Below are 15,923 nucleotides of genomic sequence, written 5' to 3' on the forward strand. Positions count from 1 at the left end.
TGACTTGGATGTTTAAAGAAAAGCGAATATAGCTTTTCTTTATGGGACGGAGGGAATGGACGTGAATATAATTCTTATGGGACTGCCTGGAGCCGGTAAAGGGACTCAGGCAGAACGTATCGTACAAGAGTTTGACATCCCGCACATTTCGACAGGCGACATGTTCCGAGCTGCGGTCAAAAACGAAACGCCGCTCGGACTAGAGGCTAAATCCTATATGGATAAAGGTCATCTCGTCCCTGATGAGGTCGTTATTGGTATTGTGCGGGAACGCCTTTCGATGGAAGACTGCGAAAAGGGATTCCTCTTGGATGGTTTTCCTCGCACGGTTCCTCAGGCACAAGCGTTGACAGCTACAGTAAAAGAGCTGGGACGCGAAATTGACCATGTAATTAACATCAACGTTCAACGCGAGCAATTGATTGAACGTCTGACCGGTCGCTGGATCTGCCCTGTTTGTGGTGCTAGCTATCACACGATGTTCAATCCTCCAAAAGAGGCTGGCGTATGTGATAAAGATGGTGGTAAGCTGTATCAGCGTGAAGACGACAAGATCGAAGTGGTAACACAACGCCTTGATGTAAACATTGCTCAAACACAGCCACTCATCGACTACTACTCCGCACAGGAACTTCTGCGAGATATCGATGGAGAACAAGATATCCAGGTAGTGTTTGCGGAAATTAAGTCTTTGTTGCGAGGGTAATTGCGAATGATTATCCTAAAGTCGAAAGCAGAACTTGAGGTTATGCGCGAAGCTGGTCGTATCGTCGCACTCACCCATCAAGAACTGGCCAAGGCGATCAAGCCTGGTGTCACGACGAAGCAGCTTGACGAAATTGCCGAGACCTTTATTCGAAGCATGGGAGCAATTCCATCGTTTAAAGGCTACGGTGGCTTTCCAGGAAGTATCTGTGCTTCAGTCAATGAAGAACTCGTACACGGGATCCCAGGAAAACGGATATTACAAGAGGGAGACATTATTAGTGTAGACATCGGTGCCCAGTTTCAGGGTTACCATGGCGACTCCGCTTGGACGTATCCGGTCGGTAAGATATCGGCTGAAAATGAAAAGCTGCTCAGAGTAACGGAAGAGTCGTTGTACAAGGGGCTTGAAAAAGCTATTCCGGGTGCACGCTTGTCTGATATCTCTCATGCGATTCAGGTTCATGCTGAAGCTGCCGGTTTCACACTCGTTCGCGAGTATGTGGGGCATGGGATCGGGCAAAACTTGCACGAAGATCCGCAGGTTCCTAACTACGGGCCTCCTGATCGAGGTCCACGGTTGAAACCAGGCATGGTGTTGGCAATTGAGCCAATGGTAAATGCCGGCGAACGTTATGTCCGCACATTGGAGGACAATTGGACGGTAGTAACAGTGGATCGGAAAACTTGTGCTCATTTTGAACACACCATCGCGATTACGGAAGATGGCTATGAGATTTTTACACGAATTTAAAAGCGGTAGTTCCGGGTTCTTCGGGATTGTCGTCCAACGTGTCGACGATAAGTTCGTTGTGTGATCATTTCGCAAAACTCATGGTCCGACTGAAGAGCAGAAGAAAGGAGAGTTTACCATGGCAAAAGATGATGTTATTGAGGTGGAAGGTACGGTAATCGAACCTTTGCCAAACGCTATGTTTCGAGTAGAATTAGAGAATGGACATAAAGTCCTCGCTCATGTCTCTGGAAAAATCCGCATGCACTTTATCCGTATCCTGCCGGGGGATAAAGTAACTGTTGAATTGTCGCCGTATGACTTAACCCGCGGACGTATTACGTACCGCTATAAATAAGGTAAGCAAAACCCCTAGAAAAGGGAGGCAAGAACCATGAAAGTGAGACCTTCGGTTAAACCGATCTGCGAGAAATGCAAGGTTATCCGTCGTAAAGGTAACGTAATGGTTATTTGTGAAAATCCGAAGCATAAGCAAAAACAAGGGTAAACAAGGAGGTGCTTTTGACACATGGCACGTATTGCAGGCGTAGACTTGCCGCGCGAAAAACGCGTTGAAGTTGCTCTTACCTACATTTTTGGTATTGGCCGCCCCACGTCTCAAAAAATTCTGTCCACCACTGGTGTAGATGCGAACACGCGTGTTCGCGATCTGACAGAAGATGAAGTTGCAAAACTTCGTGAGTACATCGACAAAACTGTGAAGGTGGAAGGTGACCTCCGTCGTGAGATCTCCCTCAACATCAAGCGTTTGATGGAAATCGGTTGCTTCCGTGGCATCCGTCATCGTCGTGGACTTCCAGTTCGCGGTCAACGTTCTAAAACAAATGCTCGTACGCGTAAAGGTCCACGCCGTACAGTAGCAAACAAGAAGAAGTAAAGGAGGGTAAACTGACATGGCGAAAAGAAAACAGGCTACTGCAACTCGTACCCGTCGTCGTGATCGTAAAAATGTTGAAGTCGGCGTAGCACACATCCGCTCTACTTTCAACAACACGATTGTAACTATCACGGATCCACACGGTAACGCGATCTCTTGGTCCAGTGCTGGTTCCCTCGGCTTCAAAGGCTCCCGTAAAAGCACTCCATTTGCTGCGCAAATGGCTGCTGAAGCGGCTGCACGCGTTGCTATGGAACACGGTATGCGTTCCCTTGAAGTATCGGTAAAAGGCCCAGGTGCTGGTCGTGAAGCTGCGATCCGTTCCCTGCAAGCAACTGGTCTTGAAGTGAACATGATTAAAGACGTGACGCCAATTCCGCACAACGGTTGCCGTCCACCAAAACGTCGCCGCGTGTAACTGGTTTATATCGTTCAGAACATGTCCATACTAGAATGGTAAATTCTGATTTATAGCTTGTCATGCACGCAAACGGTAAACCGCCGGGGAAATTCCTGAGTGGGCACGTATGCGGCCCACCCAAGGATTTCGACGTTTTGAAGGAGGGTTTGTTTAATGATAGAAATAGAAAAACCAAAAATCGAGGTTGTGGAAGTTAGCGACGACAACTCGTATGGAAAGTTTGTTGTAGAACCTCTAGAGCGCGGATACGGAACTACCCTTGGCAACTCGCTGAGACGAATTCTTCTTTCGTCCTTGCCAGGCGCGGCAGTTCGTACTGTTCAAATCGATGGGGTTCTTCACGAATTCTCTACGATTGAAGGCGTCGTTGAAGATGTAACCGAGATCATCCTGAACATCAAAGGCTTGGCGCTGAAGATCCATTCCGATGAAGAAAAAGTAATCGAGATCGATGCAGAAGGCGAAGGCGTTGTCAAAGCGGGAGATATCCGTGCTGACAGTGATGTGGAGGTCTTAAACCCTGATCTTCATATTGCAACGTTGGCCAATGGCGGTCGTCTGCATATCCGCATGACAGCTGGACGTGGTCGTGGTTATGTTCAATCAGACGGAAACAAATCTGAGGATCTGCCTATTGGTGTGATTCCGATTGATTCGATCTACACGCCGATCAAGCGCGTTAACTATCAAGTGGAAAATACCCGTGTAGGGCAAATGACCAACTATGATAAGTTGACACTTGAGGTTTGGACTAACGGTAGCATCAGTCCGGAAGAAGCCGTAAGTCTCGGCGCTAAAATCATGACGGAGCACCTGAACCTGTTTGTCGGTTTGACTGACGAGGCGAAGGATGCAGAAATCATGGTGGAAAAGGAAGAGGACAAGAAAGAGAAAGTCTTGGAGATGACTATCGAAGAGCTCGATCTCTCTGTTCGTTCCTACAACTGCTTGAAGCGTGCCGGTATTAATACCGTGCAAGAGCTGACGCAGAAGACCGAAGAGGACATGATGAAAGTACGCAATCTGGGGCGCAAATCTCTTGAAGAAGTTCAAGAAAAGTTAGCTGAACTGGGCCTGTCCCTGCGCAGCGACGATTAGAATAGCAAACCAAGAAGCAAACTTTTGTTCTCTCGATTAAGAGGGAGGTAAACCACATGGCACAACGTAAATTGGGTCGTCGTAGCTCAGCTCGTAAAGCGCTGTTCCGCGACTTGGTAACAGACCTGATCATCAACGAGCGCATCGAAACTACAGAGATGAAGGCGAAAGAACTCCGCCCAATCGCTGAAAAAATGATCACGCTCGCGAAACGTGGCGATCTGCATGCTCGCCGTCAAGTTGCTGCTTTCGTTCGCAAAGAAGTTGCGAATGCAGAAGGCCGCGATGCTGTTCAAAAACTGTTCGATGAAATCGCTCCTCGCTTCAAAGAGCGCAACGGTGGATACACTCGTATCCTGAAAGCCGGCCCTCGCCGTGGCGACGCTGCTCCAATGGCGTACATCGAATTCGTTTAATACATGTAACAGGTCGTTTATCTAGACTTCGGTCTAGTAAATTACCGCGAAAAGGGTGGGGGCAGATCTGGTCATAGGCTGGACTCTGATTCAACCCTTTTTTCCTTTCTCATCGAAATCCTGCTAGTCAGTTCCCTGTGAAGGCTGGGGAGGTTGTGAATGCCTCATGAATGAAGAAAACCTGCTGGCATTGCGAGATGTTTCTTATACCTACGATGGTGAGGATGGCCAACGGGTTCCGGTATTGCAAGGAGTTGACCTGACGATTCAAAAAGGTTCCTTTGTATCCGTCCTGGGTCATAACGGTTCCGGCAAATCCACGATGGCAAAGCTGATGAATGCTCTATTGCTACCAGAAGGCGGCAATGTACTCATCGGTGGAATGGATACGAAAAACGGGGAGCTGCTTTGGGAAATACGACGACATGTTGGCATGGTCTTTCAGAATCCGGACAATCAGATTGTCGGGGCTACTGTGGAAGATGATGTAGCCTTTGGGCTTGAAAATATGGGTGTCGATCCCAAAGAGATGCGTGATCGTATTGATGAGGCGTTAGTTTCAGTTGGAATGGAGTCTTATTTACTTGCACAACCACATCGTCTGTCTGGTGGACAAAAGCAACGCGTGGCGATCGCAGGGATTATGGCGATGCGTCCTTCTGTCATCATCTTGGATGAAGCGACAGCAATGCTTGACCCACAAGGGAGACAGGAAGTGTTGAATCTGGCTCGTCAACTGAACCGTGACGAGGGAATCACGATCATTAACATTACCCACTTTCCCGAAGAAGCCATCTATTCTGATAAGGTCATCGTCATGAATGCTGGAGAAGTCCTGATGGAAGGTCAGCCGAGTGACGTGTTTAATCAGGTGGAGCGATTGAAACAGGTAGGTTTGGACGTACCATTTGTTGTTCGCTTGCGACATGCACTTCATTCCAAAGGGATTGATGTACCGTTTGTCCTGCATCAAGAGGAGCTGGTGGAGCACGTATGCAAATTACTTTTGACCAAGTAAGCCATATCTACGCAAAGGGAACACCGTTCGAAAGAGTTGCCTTACACAATATTTCCCTGACGATCCCATCAGGCTCGTTTGTCGGAATTATTGGCCACACAGGCTCCGGTAAGTCAACGTTGATTCAGCATTTGAACGGGTTGCTGATGCCTAGTGCAGGGCAGATTACCCTGGGTAATGAGGTCATCACTCCAAAGCGGCGTTTACCCCATGCTCAAAGGCGTGATATTGGGCTCGTCTTTCAATATCCTGAACATCAGCTGTTTGAAGAAACAGTTGGAAAGGATGTTTCTTTTGGACCGCTCAACTTTGACTTGCCTGCGGAAATGGTGGAGGCACGCGTAAAGGAGTCCCTTGAAATTGTGGGATTGGACTATGCCACGATCAAGGATCGCTCACCGTTTCATTTGAGTGGTGGGCAAATGCGACGTGTAGCTTTGGCTGGTGTTCTTGCCATGCAGCCGAAGGTTCTGGTACTGGATGAACCGACTGCGGGTCTTGATCCTGCGGGACGTCAATCGATTCTCGAAGGGATCTACCGGATTCATCGGGAACAAAACCTCACGACGCTATTGGTAACGCACAGCATGGAAGAGGCAGCCCGGTATGCAGACTATCTGCTTGTGATGGCACAAGGCCAGGTAGCTTTGCAAGGGAAGCCGGAGGAAGTTTTCATGCAAGTGGATCGTCTCCGAGAGCTGTCTTTGGATGTACCGGAAACGGTAGCTCTCGTATCACAAATGAATCAATTGCTGCCGGACAAGGATAGTCTGCCAAGCTCCCTATATCGGGAGGACGAGCTGATTGCCCATCTGCTGGAACGTCTGTCCGTACCAAAGGAGGGCTAGGCATGCTGCAGAATATCGCAATTGGTCAATATGTACCCGGGCAATCTTTTTTACATCGTGCAGATCCGCGAAGTAAGCTTCTTTTCATCATTCTTTTTGCGACCTTGATTTTTTTGGCGAACAATACGGTTACGTACGCCATACTCATTGGCTTTACCTTGTATGCTGCACTTCTTTCTAGGCTTTCATTGTCCTATATATTAAACAGCTTAAAGCCAGTCTGGATCCTGATTATATTTACCGTCGTCATGCATATTTTCATAACAAAAGGCGGGACGGTCTATTTTCAGTGGGGATGGTTTACAGTAGAAGAACAGGGAGTTCGCCAGGCGATCTTTATTTCTATACGCTTGGGACTGTTGATTCTCATCAGTTCCTTGCTGACACTGACCACCTCTCCAATCGATTTGACGGAAGGTTTGGAGCGTTTGCTTAGACCGCTAGGGAAGATCGGCATACCGGTTCATGATATTGCCCTGATGATGTCGATTGCACTCCGGTTCATTCCGACCCTGATGGAAGAAACGGATAAAATCATCAAGGCTCAGACCGCCAGAGGGGCCAATTTCACCAGCGGAAGTCTCGTGCGCAGAGCCAAAAACCTGATTCCGATTGCCATACCACTGTTTGTCAGTGCGTTCCGGCGTGCAGAAGAACTGGCTTTGGCGATGGAGGCGCGGGGCTATCGTGGGGGAGTGGGACGAACGCGGCTGAATAAGCTGGTGTTTTCCTGGCGTGATGTGGTCGTAGCTGTTGTAGGCGTAATCTTGGTTATCGTGATTGGATGGTGGCGTACATGAAGAGACTGCGATGTGTATTGGCATACGATGGGACTGACTTCAGCGGTTTTCAGGTACAGCCGGATCAAGTAACGGTCCAGGGGGAAATCGAGGCCGCATTGAAGAGGGTAACCGGAGAGGATATCCAAGTCTTTGGTTCAGGCCGGACAGATGCGGGTGTTCATGCACGCGGTCAAGTGATTCACTTTGACACGGCGAGTAACATTCCGATGGATAAATGGCGTTTTGTGTTGAACAACCAATTGCCTGATTCCATTGTCATTCGGACAGTCGAAGAGGTCGATGCCTCTTTTCATGCGCGTTTTGACGTGCAGGTGAAAGAATATCGATATTGTATCGACAACAATCCAGTGGCAAATGTATTTCGGCATCGGTACGCTGATCATATCCGGTTTCCATTAGATGTGGACGCGATGCAGCAGGCTGCACTTCATTTGGTAGGTGAGCATGATTTTACTTCCTTTTGCTCGGCTAAGACATTCGTGGAGGACAAGGTTCGGACTGTGTACGGGCTAACCGTGGAAAAAATCGGTGACGAGGTATGGGTAACATGTCGAGGAAACGGTTTTTTGTACAACATGGTGCGAATTATTGTGGGTACTTTGGTTGAAGTAGGGCAAGGAAAAAGAAACGCTTCTGAACTGAAGGAGATCCTCTCCGCATGTGATCGGGAAAAGGCAGGCAAGACAGCACCAGCCAAGGGTCTGACCATGTGGGAGGTTGTCTACTAGTTCTCTGATTTCCAACTATTAGAGAACGAGCAGCACTTGACTATAAGGCGTCTATGTAGTACGATATTCCTTGGTATTTTAACCCCGCCTAGCCCCACTCTAGCCCCGGGATTGAAAGACAAGATCGTGAATACATGGAACACCTGGAAGAGTTGCTCACCCGTAACAGCAATTATCTTCCATTGCAAGTTTCGGTTGTTTTGGTTATAAGTAGATGGATATGTGTTAGGTAAGATATTTAGGAGGGACAAAAATGCGTACCACATATATGGCGAAACCGCTCGAAGTTGAGCGCAAATGGTACATCGTTGACGCTGAAGGCCAAACGCTGGGTCGTCTGGCGAGCGAAGTAGCTTCTATCCTGCGCGGAAAACTGAAACCAGAATTCACTCCTCACGTTGACGCTGGCGATTTCGTAATCGTAATCAACGCTGACAAAGTGAAATTGACTGGTAACAAACTGAATGACAAAATTTACTACACTCACTCCCTGTATCCAGGTGGTTTGAAAAAGACCACTGCTGGCGCAATGCTGAACAAGAGACCAGATCGTATGTTCGAACTGGCGGTAAAAGGCATGCTGCCTAAAAACAGCCTGGGACGTCAAATGTTCACCAAGCTGAAAGTATACGCTGGAACTGAGCACCCGCACGCAGCACAAAAACCAGAAGTTTGGCAAATTCGCGGTTAAGGTAAAGGGAGGAAATATACGTGGCACAAGTACAATACTACGGTACAGGTCGTCGTAAGCACTCCGTAGCACGCGTTCGCCTGGTTCCAGGTGAAGGTCGCATCGTGATCAACAAGCGTGAAATGGACACTTACTTTGGTTTGGAAACACTGAAATTGATCGTAAAACAACCACTCGTTCTGACTGAAACTCTTGGTCGTTACGATGTTCTGGTTAACGTAAACGGCGGCGGAACTACTGGCCAAGCTGGTGCTATCCGTCACGGCGTTGCTCGCGCTCTGCTGAAAGCAGATCCGGAACTGCGCGGCGCTCTGAAACGCGCTGGCTTCCTGACTCGCGATCCTCGTATGAAAGAGCGTAAGAAATACGGCTTGAAAGCAGCTCGTCGCGCACCTCAATTCTCCAAGCGCTAAGAAGCTTTCAATTATCAACATTATTGCCCTTGGCCTTCATTGGTCAGGGGCTTTAATTTTTTCTTCGAACGCCCCTCCAAATCGCCCTCTATAGAGCAACGCTACTATTGTTTTGGCGTCTATGTTCATAAAATTTCCGCCTACTTCCAGAATGCCCCGCCGTGATCTAACTGATGAGCAGAGTATGTCAGTCTAAATCGGTTTGTATTATGAATTACCAAAAAAAGTAAATTTTATATTGAAAGCAGTTGTAAAAATGGTATAATTTGTAATAATTTTATAATGTCAGGAGGTGTCATATGGGATAGTAACTATGAAGTGTGAAGCTACATAGCTGCTGGTACGACTGTATCTACCAGGAATGGTCTGCTCGTGTGAACTCAACCACTATCATTTTACGAGTGCTCATGAGTGAAATCGGACGAACGAGAGCGATACATTGCTGGAGGATGGCTGAAATCTGGTCTCCCGATTCGATCACTGACCGCATGAGTCAGGTGGTGGAATAACGCATAAAAATCAATCATAGAGCCACTAATACTCTTGGCTTGAAAATTCAACATATGAAAAAGTGAATCATGAGAAATGGGAGAGTGGAAAGAATGTTAGATTGGGAAAAAATGGAGCGATTGTACGTAACGGATCATCATTTTCATGTTTCTTACCAGGAAGATGGATTTGATATCGAAGGTACTGTATGGAAAAAGAAAAACGGAAATGGTTGGGATGTTCTCTTTTCGGATATACATGATGACCTAAATGAAGAGAATGATACTCAATTAGATGTAGTAATTTTCCACTATGAAAAAGATCAGTTAGACAGCGAAGAAATCAATGAGATGTTTGCACAATGGGTCAACAAGGTTCTTCTTCGTAATGCGAAAGATAAATCAGTATACATGTACAAGGAAACATGAAATCAATGAAAGAAAAGGTGGTAGATTTTTAAATGTTTAAGAAGATAGTATCGCTTGTATTAGCGGTTTCGTTTGTTTTTACGGGTGTCGTGGGGACTTCTACTGTAGCCGCAGCAGATCATGATGCTCAAGTAACAACTAAACAGAATCTTTCGAGTTCAATGAGAGAGTCGGAACTGAAAGAGAAAAAACAGGTTGCTCCAATCGTTGCCAGAATAATCATAAAAGCAGCAGAATTTGCAGTTAAGAAATTAGGGAAAAAGATTGCAGATGATGTATGGCCAGGTGTGAAGAAAAAGCTTGATGATCTTTTGGAATCAGCTAAAGATCTTTCTGTGAAAGGGCCAGGGGGCGGTGAAAGAGTCTTCGCTATACTTAGCGATAAAACGGAAATTTTCAGATTGGATGCTAAGTTATTAAAAAAATCCGATGGATACTATCTGTGGGTTCATTATCATATTAGTCCCAATATGGCAGATCACCATGATATTGCTAATATTTATATGGGAAAAGATAAGCCCGGTGGCTGGTAGGATATTTCCGGAATGTCAGAGAATCCTCTAATCTTGATCCGATGATGACAAGAGAATAAGTGGACCTACGTGCAGTAACGCCACGCATTGGAAAAACAGTATGTAATCCAGTGTGTGGCGTTTTTTCCTTTTCACAAACGGGTATATTTGTCCATGTTTGTCCATAAGATGGAACGAGAATGGGACAAAGGGGACGATACACTTTGACACGAAAAGGAGTAGGCTGGATATTGGCTTTCGCTGTACTCATGCTGTTGTTCACCTACGAATCACCGGATCGCTCTTCCTGGCAGGCATGGTCACTGCCATTGACGGGAACGGTCATAGCGATTGACCCAGGACATGGGGGGAAAGACGGCGGTGCCGTGTCGAAAGCCGGCGATGTGGTGGAAAAGGAAGTGACGTTGGCAATTAGCATGTATTTGCGAGATTTTCTCCAGCAGTCTGGAGCGTTTGTGGTCATGACGAGGGAAGAGGACAAGGATTTGGCGAGTCCAGATGCCGACCAGCTACGCAAACGAAAATCGGAGGACATTCGAAACCGGGTGAAGCTGGTCAATGATAGTACACCGGATTTTTTGGTCAGCATACATGTGAATTCCATCCCTTCTCCGAAATGGTCGGGAGCGCAGACTTTTTATTCTCCCAGCTTTAAAAAGAGTGCAGAAGTTTCCTATCTGATACAAGATGAGATCAAACGGGTGATTGGTCATACGGATCGGGTTCCTAGTAAGACAAACAATGTATTCCTGATTCGGGAAGTTAATTGCCCGGCTGTATTGGTTGAAGTAGGCTTTGTCAGTAATACGGAGGAAGCAAAGCGTCTCCAGAGCGTCGAATACCAAAAGGCGATGGCGAATGCCATTTATCAGGGGATATTGCGTCAGTATTCGGGAGAAAAAGCACCAATTGCACCTTAAGAGGGCGGTGGTCGTGTCCCGACCGCCCGAATATGCTATAATGAACGCGCATACGCTCGTAATACCAGCATGAAAATGTTTGAAAAGATCATAGATGAGGTGAACCAGTATGTTGACCAGAGAACAGGTTCTCGAAGCATTACGCGACGTAAAAGACCCTGAGATTAATCGTAGCTTGGTCGAGCTCAACATGATTCGGGATATCCATATTGAAGGAAAGACAGTCAGCCTCACAGTCGTTTTGACGATCTCAGGCTGTCCGCTCAAAGCCAAGATCGAGGACGATGTCATTGCAGCAGTAAAAGCGCTAGGAGCCGAAGAGGTACGCCTGCAATTCGGTTCAATGACAGACGAGGAACGAGCTGCTCTGTCTGCCCAACTCCGCAAGAACCAAGGTGGGCAAACACATAACATGACACCGGGACAAGCTCCTCTTTTGAACCCGATTTTGGCGAAGGATTCCAATACGACTTTTATTGCTGTCACATCCGGAAAAGGCGGCGTTGGGAAGTCAACGGTGACAGTGAACCTGGCCGTTGCCCTCGCTCGTTTAGGCAAAAAGGTTGGCATTATCGACGCAGACATTTACGGATTTAGTGTGCCCGATATGATGAATATTGAACAACGACCAACCGTAATTGGAGAAACCATTTTGCCTGTTGAAAAGCAAAATGTAAAGGTTATGTCCATGGGCTTCTTTGTAGAGGACAACTCCCCGATCATCTGGCGAGGTCCTATGCTGGGTAAAATGCTTCGTAACTTTTTCACGGAAGTGCATTGGGGAGAAGAATTGGATTACCTCCTGCTGGACTTGCCTCCAGGAACGGGGGATATGGCCCTCGATGTACACACAATGATTCCGCAAAGCATGGAGATTGTCGTGACGACGCCTCATGCTACAGCAGCGTTTGTAGCTGCTCGGGCAGGCGCCATGGCAAAACGTACAGGTCATGAGATCCTTGGTATCGTAGAGAACATGGCTTGGTATGAAGCGAAGGATGGTTCTAAAGAGTACGTATTCGGACGCGGCGGAGGAGCTAAGCTGGCTGAGACATTGGCATGTGAGCTGCTTGCTCAAATTCCGCTGGGCCAACCGGATAATCATCCATCTGAACCGGATTATTCCCCATCCATCTATGGAGAAAAGACGGAAATTGGTCAGCTTTACATCGATATGGCAAAACGTGTTGTAGAAAAATGCGGAGAAGCTGTAAAACGATAAAAATGTACGTAAAAAAAGGTGGGCTCTTTAAAAAGAGCTCACCTTTACGTTTAGGACGAACTGCCGCCCCCGCCCCCATCGCCACCTTCTTTTCCTTTCCCTTTTTTCTTTGACTTGAGCTCCTTTGGTTTTGTCATGTCCTCAGATACTTTGGTCATGATCTTCATGAGTTCAGCTTGGAACAAAGGGCTTTGCAAGGAATCCTTCATCACCTGCATAGTTTGTTGACGATAGGCAGAGCTTTTCATGAGGTCCATCAAATTTTTTTCAAACTCAGGGTCTTTCATAACGCTTATGAGCTCTTTTTGGTATTCAGGGTCCTTCATCAGGTCCTTCATGAGCGTTTTTTGCTCGTTTTTCATGGATTTCGCCATTGCGCTAGCGAATTTCGGGTCTTTAAACGCCTCTTTAATGTGCGGACTATTTGGATTGGTCATGCTTTGAATCAAAGTGGTTCGCACAGTGGACTCGTCCAACATCAGGCTTTGCTTGAACTTTTCATCCTTCATCATCTTGCTTACTGATTGCTTCGCTTCGTCCGTCTGCAATATGTCCAGCACCATGTCTTTGACGCTTTTATAATCAGGCTGAGACGAACTTTGCGCTTGTCCGCCACCCCCGCAACTGGTCAGCACCAGACAGACAAGAGCGGTTAAACAAAAAGACATTGTCTTGTTTCTCATGGGGTGGACACCTCCTTCTTTACTCTGCCTACAAGTAACGTGTGCATTTTGTTTTGTTCTTACGCTAGTATTTTCTTGTATCCATTGGTACAATCATATTCGATGTGGATGGGAGGGAATACTTGGTGAGTTTACGTAAGTATGGCTGGCTTTTTATTACCACGCTCTTGCTTGGGGGATTAGGTGGAATCCTGGTTGCCCTTATTTTTGATTTGGACAAGCTGGTCGAAGGAAGTACAGGTAACTTTTTTGTGGGCTTGTTCATGTATTTATTGTATGGAATGACCATTAGTATTGTGGCGCAGATGGGTTTCTTTGCGTATATGACAATTAATTATTTCGCCAAAACGATATTTAAAACGCCTTCTATGTGGAAAAGTGTCCAAGTATTTCTTATCTTGTTCGTTTTTTTTGATATGATTTATCTTCGCTATACGTCTTTGGGTGAAGGAAAAGGGTTTGGCCCTTATTTTATTGAACCTACGCTATTATTGATTGTTGCCGTTGTTACCGCCTATGGAAAAGTGAGTCTAACTAATAAATCTGCATGGATACCAACGATGTTCTTTATGTTTGTCGTCACGTCACTAGAATGGATTCCTGCACTGAAGGAAGATAATGTGCGTGCAACGCTGTCCATGCTCGTTCCACTATTGTTTTGTAACGTCTGGCAAGTCATGCAATTGCATCGTCTGGTAAAAAGAGAAAGCTGACCCAACAGAGGTCAGCTTTTTTGCTTTAATTAATTTCTTTGCTTTCCACACTTGTACCCGCAATTAGCTCAGATACCGTAACGAACTCGTACCCATCCTTGCGTAACTGATCAATAATAACAGGGAGGGCAAGGTGTGTATCTTTGGCGGAATCACTCGCATGCATGAGGACGATGTCTCCTGGATGAGCTTTGGATAATACATTATTGATGATCACATCTGTACCGGGATTGGTCCAATCTTTGGAGTCCGTATCCCATTGGATGACTGTATAACCCATGCGATTCGCGATTTCCAGCACTCGTTTGTCAAAATCACCATTTGGCATCCGAATGAGCGCTGGTTTTTTTCCAGTCATTTCGGTGAGAATGGAGTCAGCTTTGGCTATTTGGGTGCGAATTTCTTCATCGGAATATTTGCTGTAGTTGTCATGCTTGTGGCCGTGCGAACCGATTTCTAAGCCGTCTTCCTTCAAGCGTTTCAAGATGTCTGGATGTCTTTGACTCCAAGGGGAGGAGAGGAAAAAGGTTGCCTTGTTTACCTTTTTCTCTTTTAAAATATCCAGTATCGGCAATGCTCGGGTCTCTCCCCAGCTAATGTCAAAGGTAAGGGCGATCTTCTTTTCCTTGGTGTCGACCTTATAAATAGCTTGGGGGGCTTGCGTGCTGGCACCTTCAGCAAAGGCAGCGATTGAATCTCGTTGTGCATAACCAATTCCAGCTGTGAGTACGATGGCTGCGACGATAATCAAGATTTGCTTGAGTCGTTTCGCACTGATCACGTAAATGAATTTCATGGATAAGCACCTCCTTTGTCCGATAACAGTTTATGCAGGGAAGACAAGGATATTCTTTGGCCTGTTGGCTATTGTTGAGGTACAATGCATATAGTGAATGAAGAGGCAGTAAAGGGGTGTGGTTCATGGGCATTCGATTGCGGAATTTGTGGCTTGATAACCGAAAATTTTTCTTCGCCGCATGCTTACTATTTTTTGGGGGCGCCTTGATTGGTTATATTCAAGCGCCGATTGTTGAAGGCATGGTCGGTAGCCTGATGGGACAATTAAAGGAACTCGCCGAGCGGATTAAAGAAAACGGCGGCGGACCTTTGGCCATGTTTTGGATGATTTTTTCGAATAATGTTCTTAGTGCACTAATGATGATGGCATTGGGAATATTTTTTGCATTCTTTCCCATAATTGGAATGCTCGCAAATGGAGTGCTGCTTGGGTTTATCATTTCCAAATCCAGTGCTGTAGGAGTAAGTCCATGGCTTATTTTTAGCGCTGGAATATTGCCACACGGCATTTTCGAACTCCCAGCTATACTGTTTGCAGCGGGAGTCGGTATTCGACTAGGGGTTCTGAGCCTGCGATCTGTGGGAGTGTTAATTCAGCCTCATAAGCTACCACGATTGAAAAATGACTGGTACGATACGCTCAAGCAATTTCCAGTAGCTGTCCTGACTGTTATCGTTCTGCTGTTTATCGCAGCTGTTGTGGAGAGCACGATTACCCCAACCATTCTCAAGGAAACAGTGGGGCAACAACTGCAGCAATTGAACTTACTGAAATAATTCTGATTTGCGAACAAATTGAAGCCTTCCTAAACGGATGGCTTTTTAATTTGAATAGGGCTGAATTTTGATGGAAAGGATAGAGGAGAGACTCGTAAGGCGGAGGGCGATATCGTTGCTAGGGTTTTTGTTTAATACAAAAGAAGTACAGGAACTAGAATATTTGTTAAAGCGTGAGCTGGAAGAGATGCTCCTTGATTTTAGTGATAAACGAATTGATCAATTAGTGAAGCGGGCCATGGAGGAAAGGTACTCCATCATGTTTCGTATGTACGCTAGGATCGCCTCTCCAAATGAGTTATCCAAGTATGTTAGACGCAGAAAGCTCGGGGAGGAACATTACACGTGAAAACTTTTTTTAAAAAACATATTGACTCAAAGATAGGTAACATGATAGATTAATTCTTGTCCTTAAGACGCCATCACAAAAAACGATGAACACTGAGGACAGGAAAGCAACACGATTGCTCCTTGAAAACTGAACAGCGAAAGCGTTAATGAGTCTATCATTAAATGATTTGCCAGCTTTGAACCAGTAACAAACTTTATTGGAGAGTTTGATCCTGGCTCAGGACGAACGCTGGCGGC

General features: G+C 46.2%; 23 protein-coding genes. 21 read left to right on the top strand and 2 right to left on the bottom strand.

Annotated features, from left to right (window positions below; all coding sequences use genetic code 11):
* Positions 1-61: 61 nt before the first annotated feature.
* The 18 genes from AB1L17_RS25605 to AB1L17_RS25690 all read left to right on the top strand — a co-directional run bounded on the left by AB1L17_RS25605 (position 62) and on the right by AB1L17_RS25690 (position 12,364).
* A complete protein-coding gene (locus tag AB1L17_RS25605) occupies positions 62-706 on the top strand; it encodes an adenylate kinase (RefSeq protein WP_412847849.1) in 645 nt (214 codons plus the stop codon).
* 6 nt (positions 707-712) lie between these two features.
* On the top strand, positions 713-1,459 hold the full coding sequence (map, locus tag AB1L17_RS25610; RefSeq protein ID WP_412847850.1) for a type I methionyl aminopeptidase: 747 nt from the start codon (positions 713-715) through the stop codon (positions 1,457-1,459).
* A gap of 118 nt (positions 1,460-1,577) precedes the next feature.
* A complete protein-coding gene (gene infA / locus AB1L17_RS25615) occupies positions 1,578-1,796 on the top strand; it encodes a translation initiation factor IF-1 (RefSeq protein WP_003333772.1) in 219 nt (72 codons plus the stop codon).
* 36 nt (positions 1,797-1,832) lie between these two features.
* A complete protein-coding gene (rpmJ, locus tag AB1L17_RS25620; protein ID WP_003333770.1) occupies positions 1,833-1,946 on the top strand; it encodes a 50S ribosomal protein L36 in 114 nt (37 codons plus the stop codon).
* 21 nt (positions 1,947-1,967) lie between these two features.
* On the top strand, positions 1,968-2,336 hold the full coding sequence (rpsM, locus tag AB1L17_RS25625; protein WP_412847851.1) for a 30S ribosomal protein S13: 369 nt from the start codon (positions 1,968-1,970) through the stop codon (positions 2,334-2,336).
* 16 nt (positions 2,337-2,352) lie between these two features.
* Positions 2,353-2,754, top strand: coding sequence for a 30S ribosomal protein S11 (gene rpsK / locus AB1L17_RS25630; RefSeq protein ID WP_005828803.1), 402 nt, complete (start codon positions 2,353-2,355; stop codon positions 2,752-2,754).
* 156 nt (positions 2,755-2,910) lie between these two features.
* Positions 2,911-3,855, top strand: coding sequence for a DNA-directed RNA polymerase subunit alpha (locus AB1L17_RS25635; protein ID WP_017247057.1), 945 nt, complete (start codon positions 2,911-2,913; stop codon positions 3,853-3,855).
* A gap of 56 nt (positions 3,856-3,911) precedes the next feature.
* Entirely contained in the window at positions 3,912-4,271 is a 360-nt protein-coding gene (gene rplQ, locus AB1L17_RS25640; protein WP_012684000.1) for a 50S ribosomal protein L17, read from the top strand.
* 166 nt (positions 4,272-4,437) lie between these two features.
* The gene (locus AB1L17_RS25645; protein WP_412847852.1) at positions 4,438-5,289 is read left to right on the top strand and encodes an energy-coupling factor transporter ATPase; all 852 of its coding nucleotides are present in this window, start codon (positions 4,438-4,440) and stop codon (positions 5,287-5,289) included.
* Entirely contained in the window at positions 5,265-6,137 is an 873-nt protein-coding gene (locus AB1L17_RS25650) for an energy-coupling factor transporter ATPase (RefSeq protein ID WP_412847853.1), read from the top strand. Before AB1L17_RS25645 ends, AB1L17_RS25650 begins: the two co-directional genes overlap by 25 nt.
* Positions 6,138-6,139: 2 nt before the next feature.
* The gene (locus AB1L17_RS25655) at positions 6,140-6,937 is read left to right on the top strand and encodes an energy-coupling factor transporter transmembrane component T family protein (protein WP_412847854.1); all 798 of its coding nucleotides are present in this window, start codon (positions 6,140-6,142) and stop codon (positions 6,935-6,937) included.
* Positions 6,934-7,668, top strand: coding sequence for a tRNA pseudouridine(38-40) synthase TruA (gene truA / locus AB1L17_RS25660; protein WP_412847855.1), 735 nt, complete (start codon positions 6,934-6,936; stop codon positions 7,666-7,668). Before AB1L17_RS25655 ends, truA begins: the two co-directional genes overlap by 4 nt.
* 253 nt (positions 7,669-7,921) lie before the next feature.
* Positions 7,922-8,359, top strand: a complete 438-nt coding sequence (gene rplM / locus AB1L17_RS25665) for a 50S ribosomal protein L13 (RefSeq protein ID WP_012684005.1) — start codon at positions 7,922-7,924, stop codon at positions 8,357-8,359.
* Between the two features lie 20 nt (positions 8,360-8,379).
* Positions 8,380-8,772 carry a 30S ribosomal protein S9 gene (rpsI, locus tag AB1L17_RS25670; RefSeq protein ID WP_005828788.1) on the top strand — a complete coding sequence of 131 codons (393 nt, stop codon included), beginning with the start codon at positions 8,380-8,382 and terminating at the stop codon, positions 8,770-8,772.
* A gap of 602 nt (positions 8,773-9,374) precedes the next feature.
* Positions 9,375-9,689, top strand: coding sequence for a DUF3986 family protein (locus tag AB1L17_RS25675; protein ID WP_412847856.1), 315 nt, complete (start codon positions 9,375-9,377; stop codon positions 9,687-9,689).
* Between the two features lie 32 nt (positions 9,690-9,721).
* Positions 9,722-10,222 carry a YpjP family protein gene (locus AB1L17_RS25680; RefSeq protein ID WP_412847857.1) on the top strand — a complete coding sequence of 167 codons (501 nt, stop codon included), beginning with the start codon at positions 9,722-9,724 and terminating at the stop codon, positions 10,220-10,222.
* 203 nt (positions 10,223-10,425) lie between these two features.
* Positions 10,426-11,142, top strand: coding sequence for an N-acetylmuramoyl-L-alanine amidase CwlD (gene cwlD, locus AB1L17_RS25685; RefSeq protein ID WP_412847858.1), 717 nt, complete (start codon positions 10,426-10,428; stop codon positions 11,140-11,142).
* A gap of 109 nt (positions 11,143-11,251) precedes the next feature.
* On the top strand, positions 11,252-12,364 hold the full coding sequence (locus AB1L17_RS25690; protein WP_088910295.1) for an iron-sulfur carrier protein/transcriptional regulator SalA: 1,113 nt from the start codon (positions 11,252-11,254) through the stop codon (positions 12,362-12,364).
* A 50-nt stretch (positions 12,365-12,414) separates the two neighbouring features.
* Here AB1L17_RS25690 and gerD read toward each other — a convergent pair whose 3' ends face one another.
* A complete protein-coding gene (gene gerD / locus AB1L17_RS25695) occupies positions 12,415-13,047 on the bottom strand; it encodes a spore germination lipoprotein GerD (RefSeq protein WP_412847859.1) in 633 nt (210 codons plus the stop codon).
* Positions 13,048-13,172: 125 nt separating this feature from the next.
* Between gerD and AB1L17_RS25700 the strand changes: the two genes are divergently transcribed.
* Entirely contained in the window at positions 13,173-13,760 is a 588-nt protein-coding gene (locus AB1L17_RS25700) for a KinB-signaling pathway activation protein (protein ID WP_412847860.1), read from the top strand.
* A 25-nt stretch (positions 13,761-13,785) separates the two neighbouring features.
* On the opposite strand, the gene pdaB is transcribed toward AB1L17_RS25700, so the two are convergent.
* Positions 13,786-14,556 carry a polysaccharide deacetylase family sporulation protein PdaB gene (gene pdaB / locus AB1L17_RS25705; protein WP_412847861.1) on the bottom strand — a complete coding sequence of 257 codons (771 nt, stop codon included), beginning with the start codon at positions 14,554-14,556 and terminating at the stop codon, positions 13,786-13,788.
* A 125-nt stretch (positions 14,557-14,681) separates the two neighbouring features.
* Here pdaB and AB1L17_RS25710 point away from each other — a divergent pair, with 125 nt between their 5' ends.
* Both AB1L17_RS25710 and AB1L17_RS25715 read left to right on the top strand, forming a co-directional pair.
* Positions 14,682-15,335: a stage II sporulation protein M gene (locus AB1L17_RS25710; protein WP_412847862.1), complete on the top strand. Its 654-nt coding sequence runs from the start codon at positions 14,682-14,684 to the stop codon at positions 15,333-15,335.
* 115 nt (positions 15,336-15,450) lie between these two features.
* Entirely contained in the window at positions 15,451-15,684 is a 234-nt protein-coding gene (locus AB1L17_RS25715; protein WP_007716307.1) for a hypothetical protein, read from the top strand.
* Positions 15,685-15,923 lie beyond the last annotated feature (239 nt).

The sequence above is a fragment of the Brevibacillus jepli genome, from assembly GCF_047229145.1.
GTDB lineage: Bacteria > Bacillota > Bacilli > Brevibacillales > Brevibacillaceae > Brevibacillus.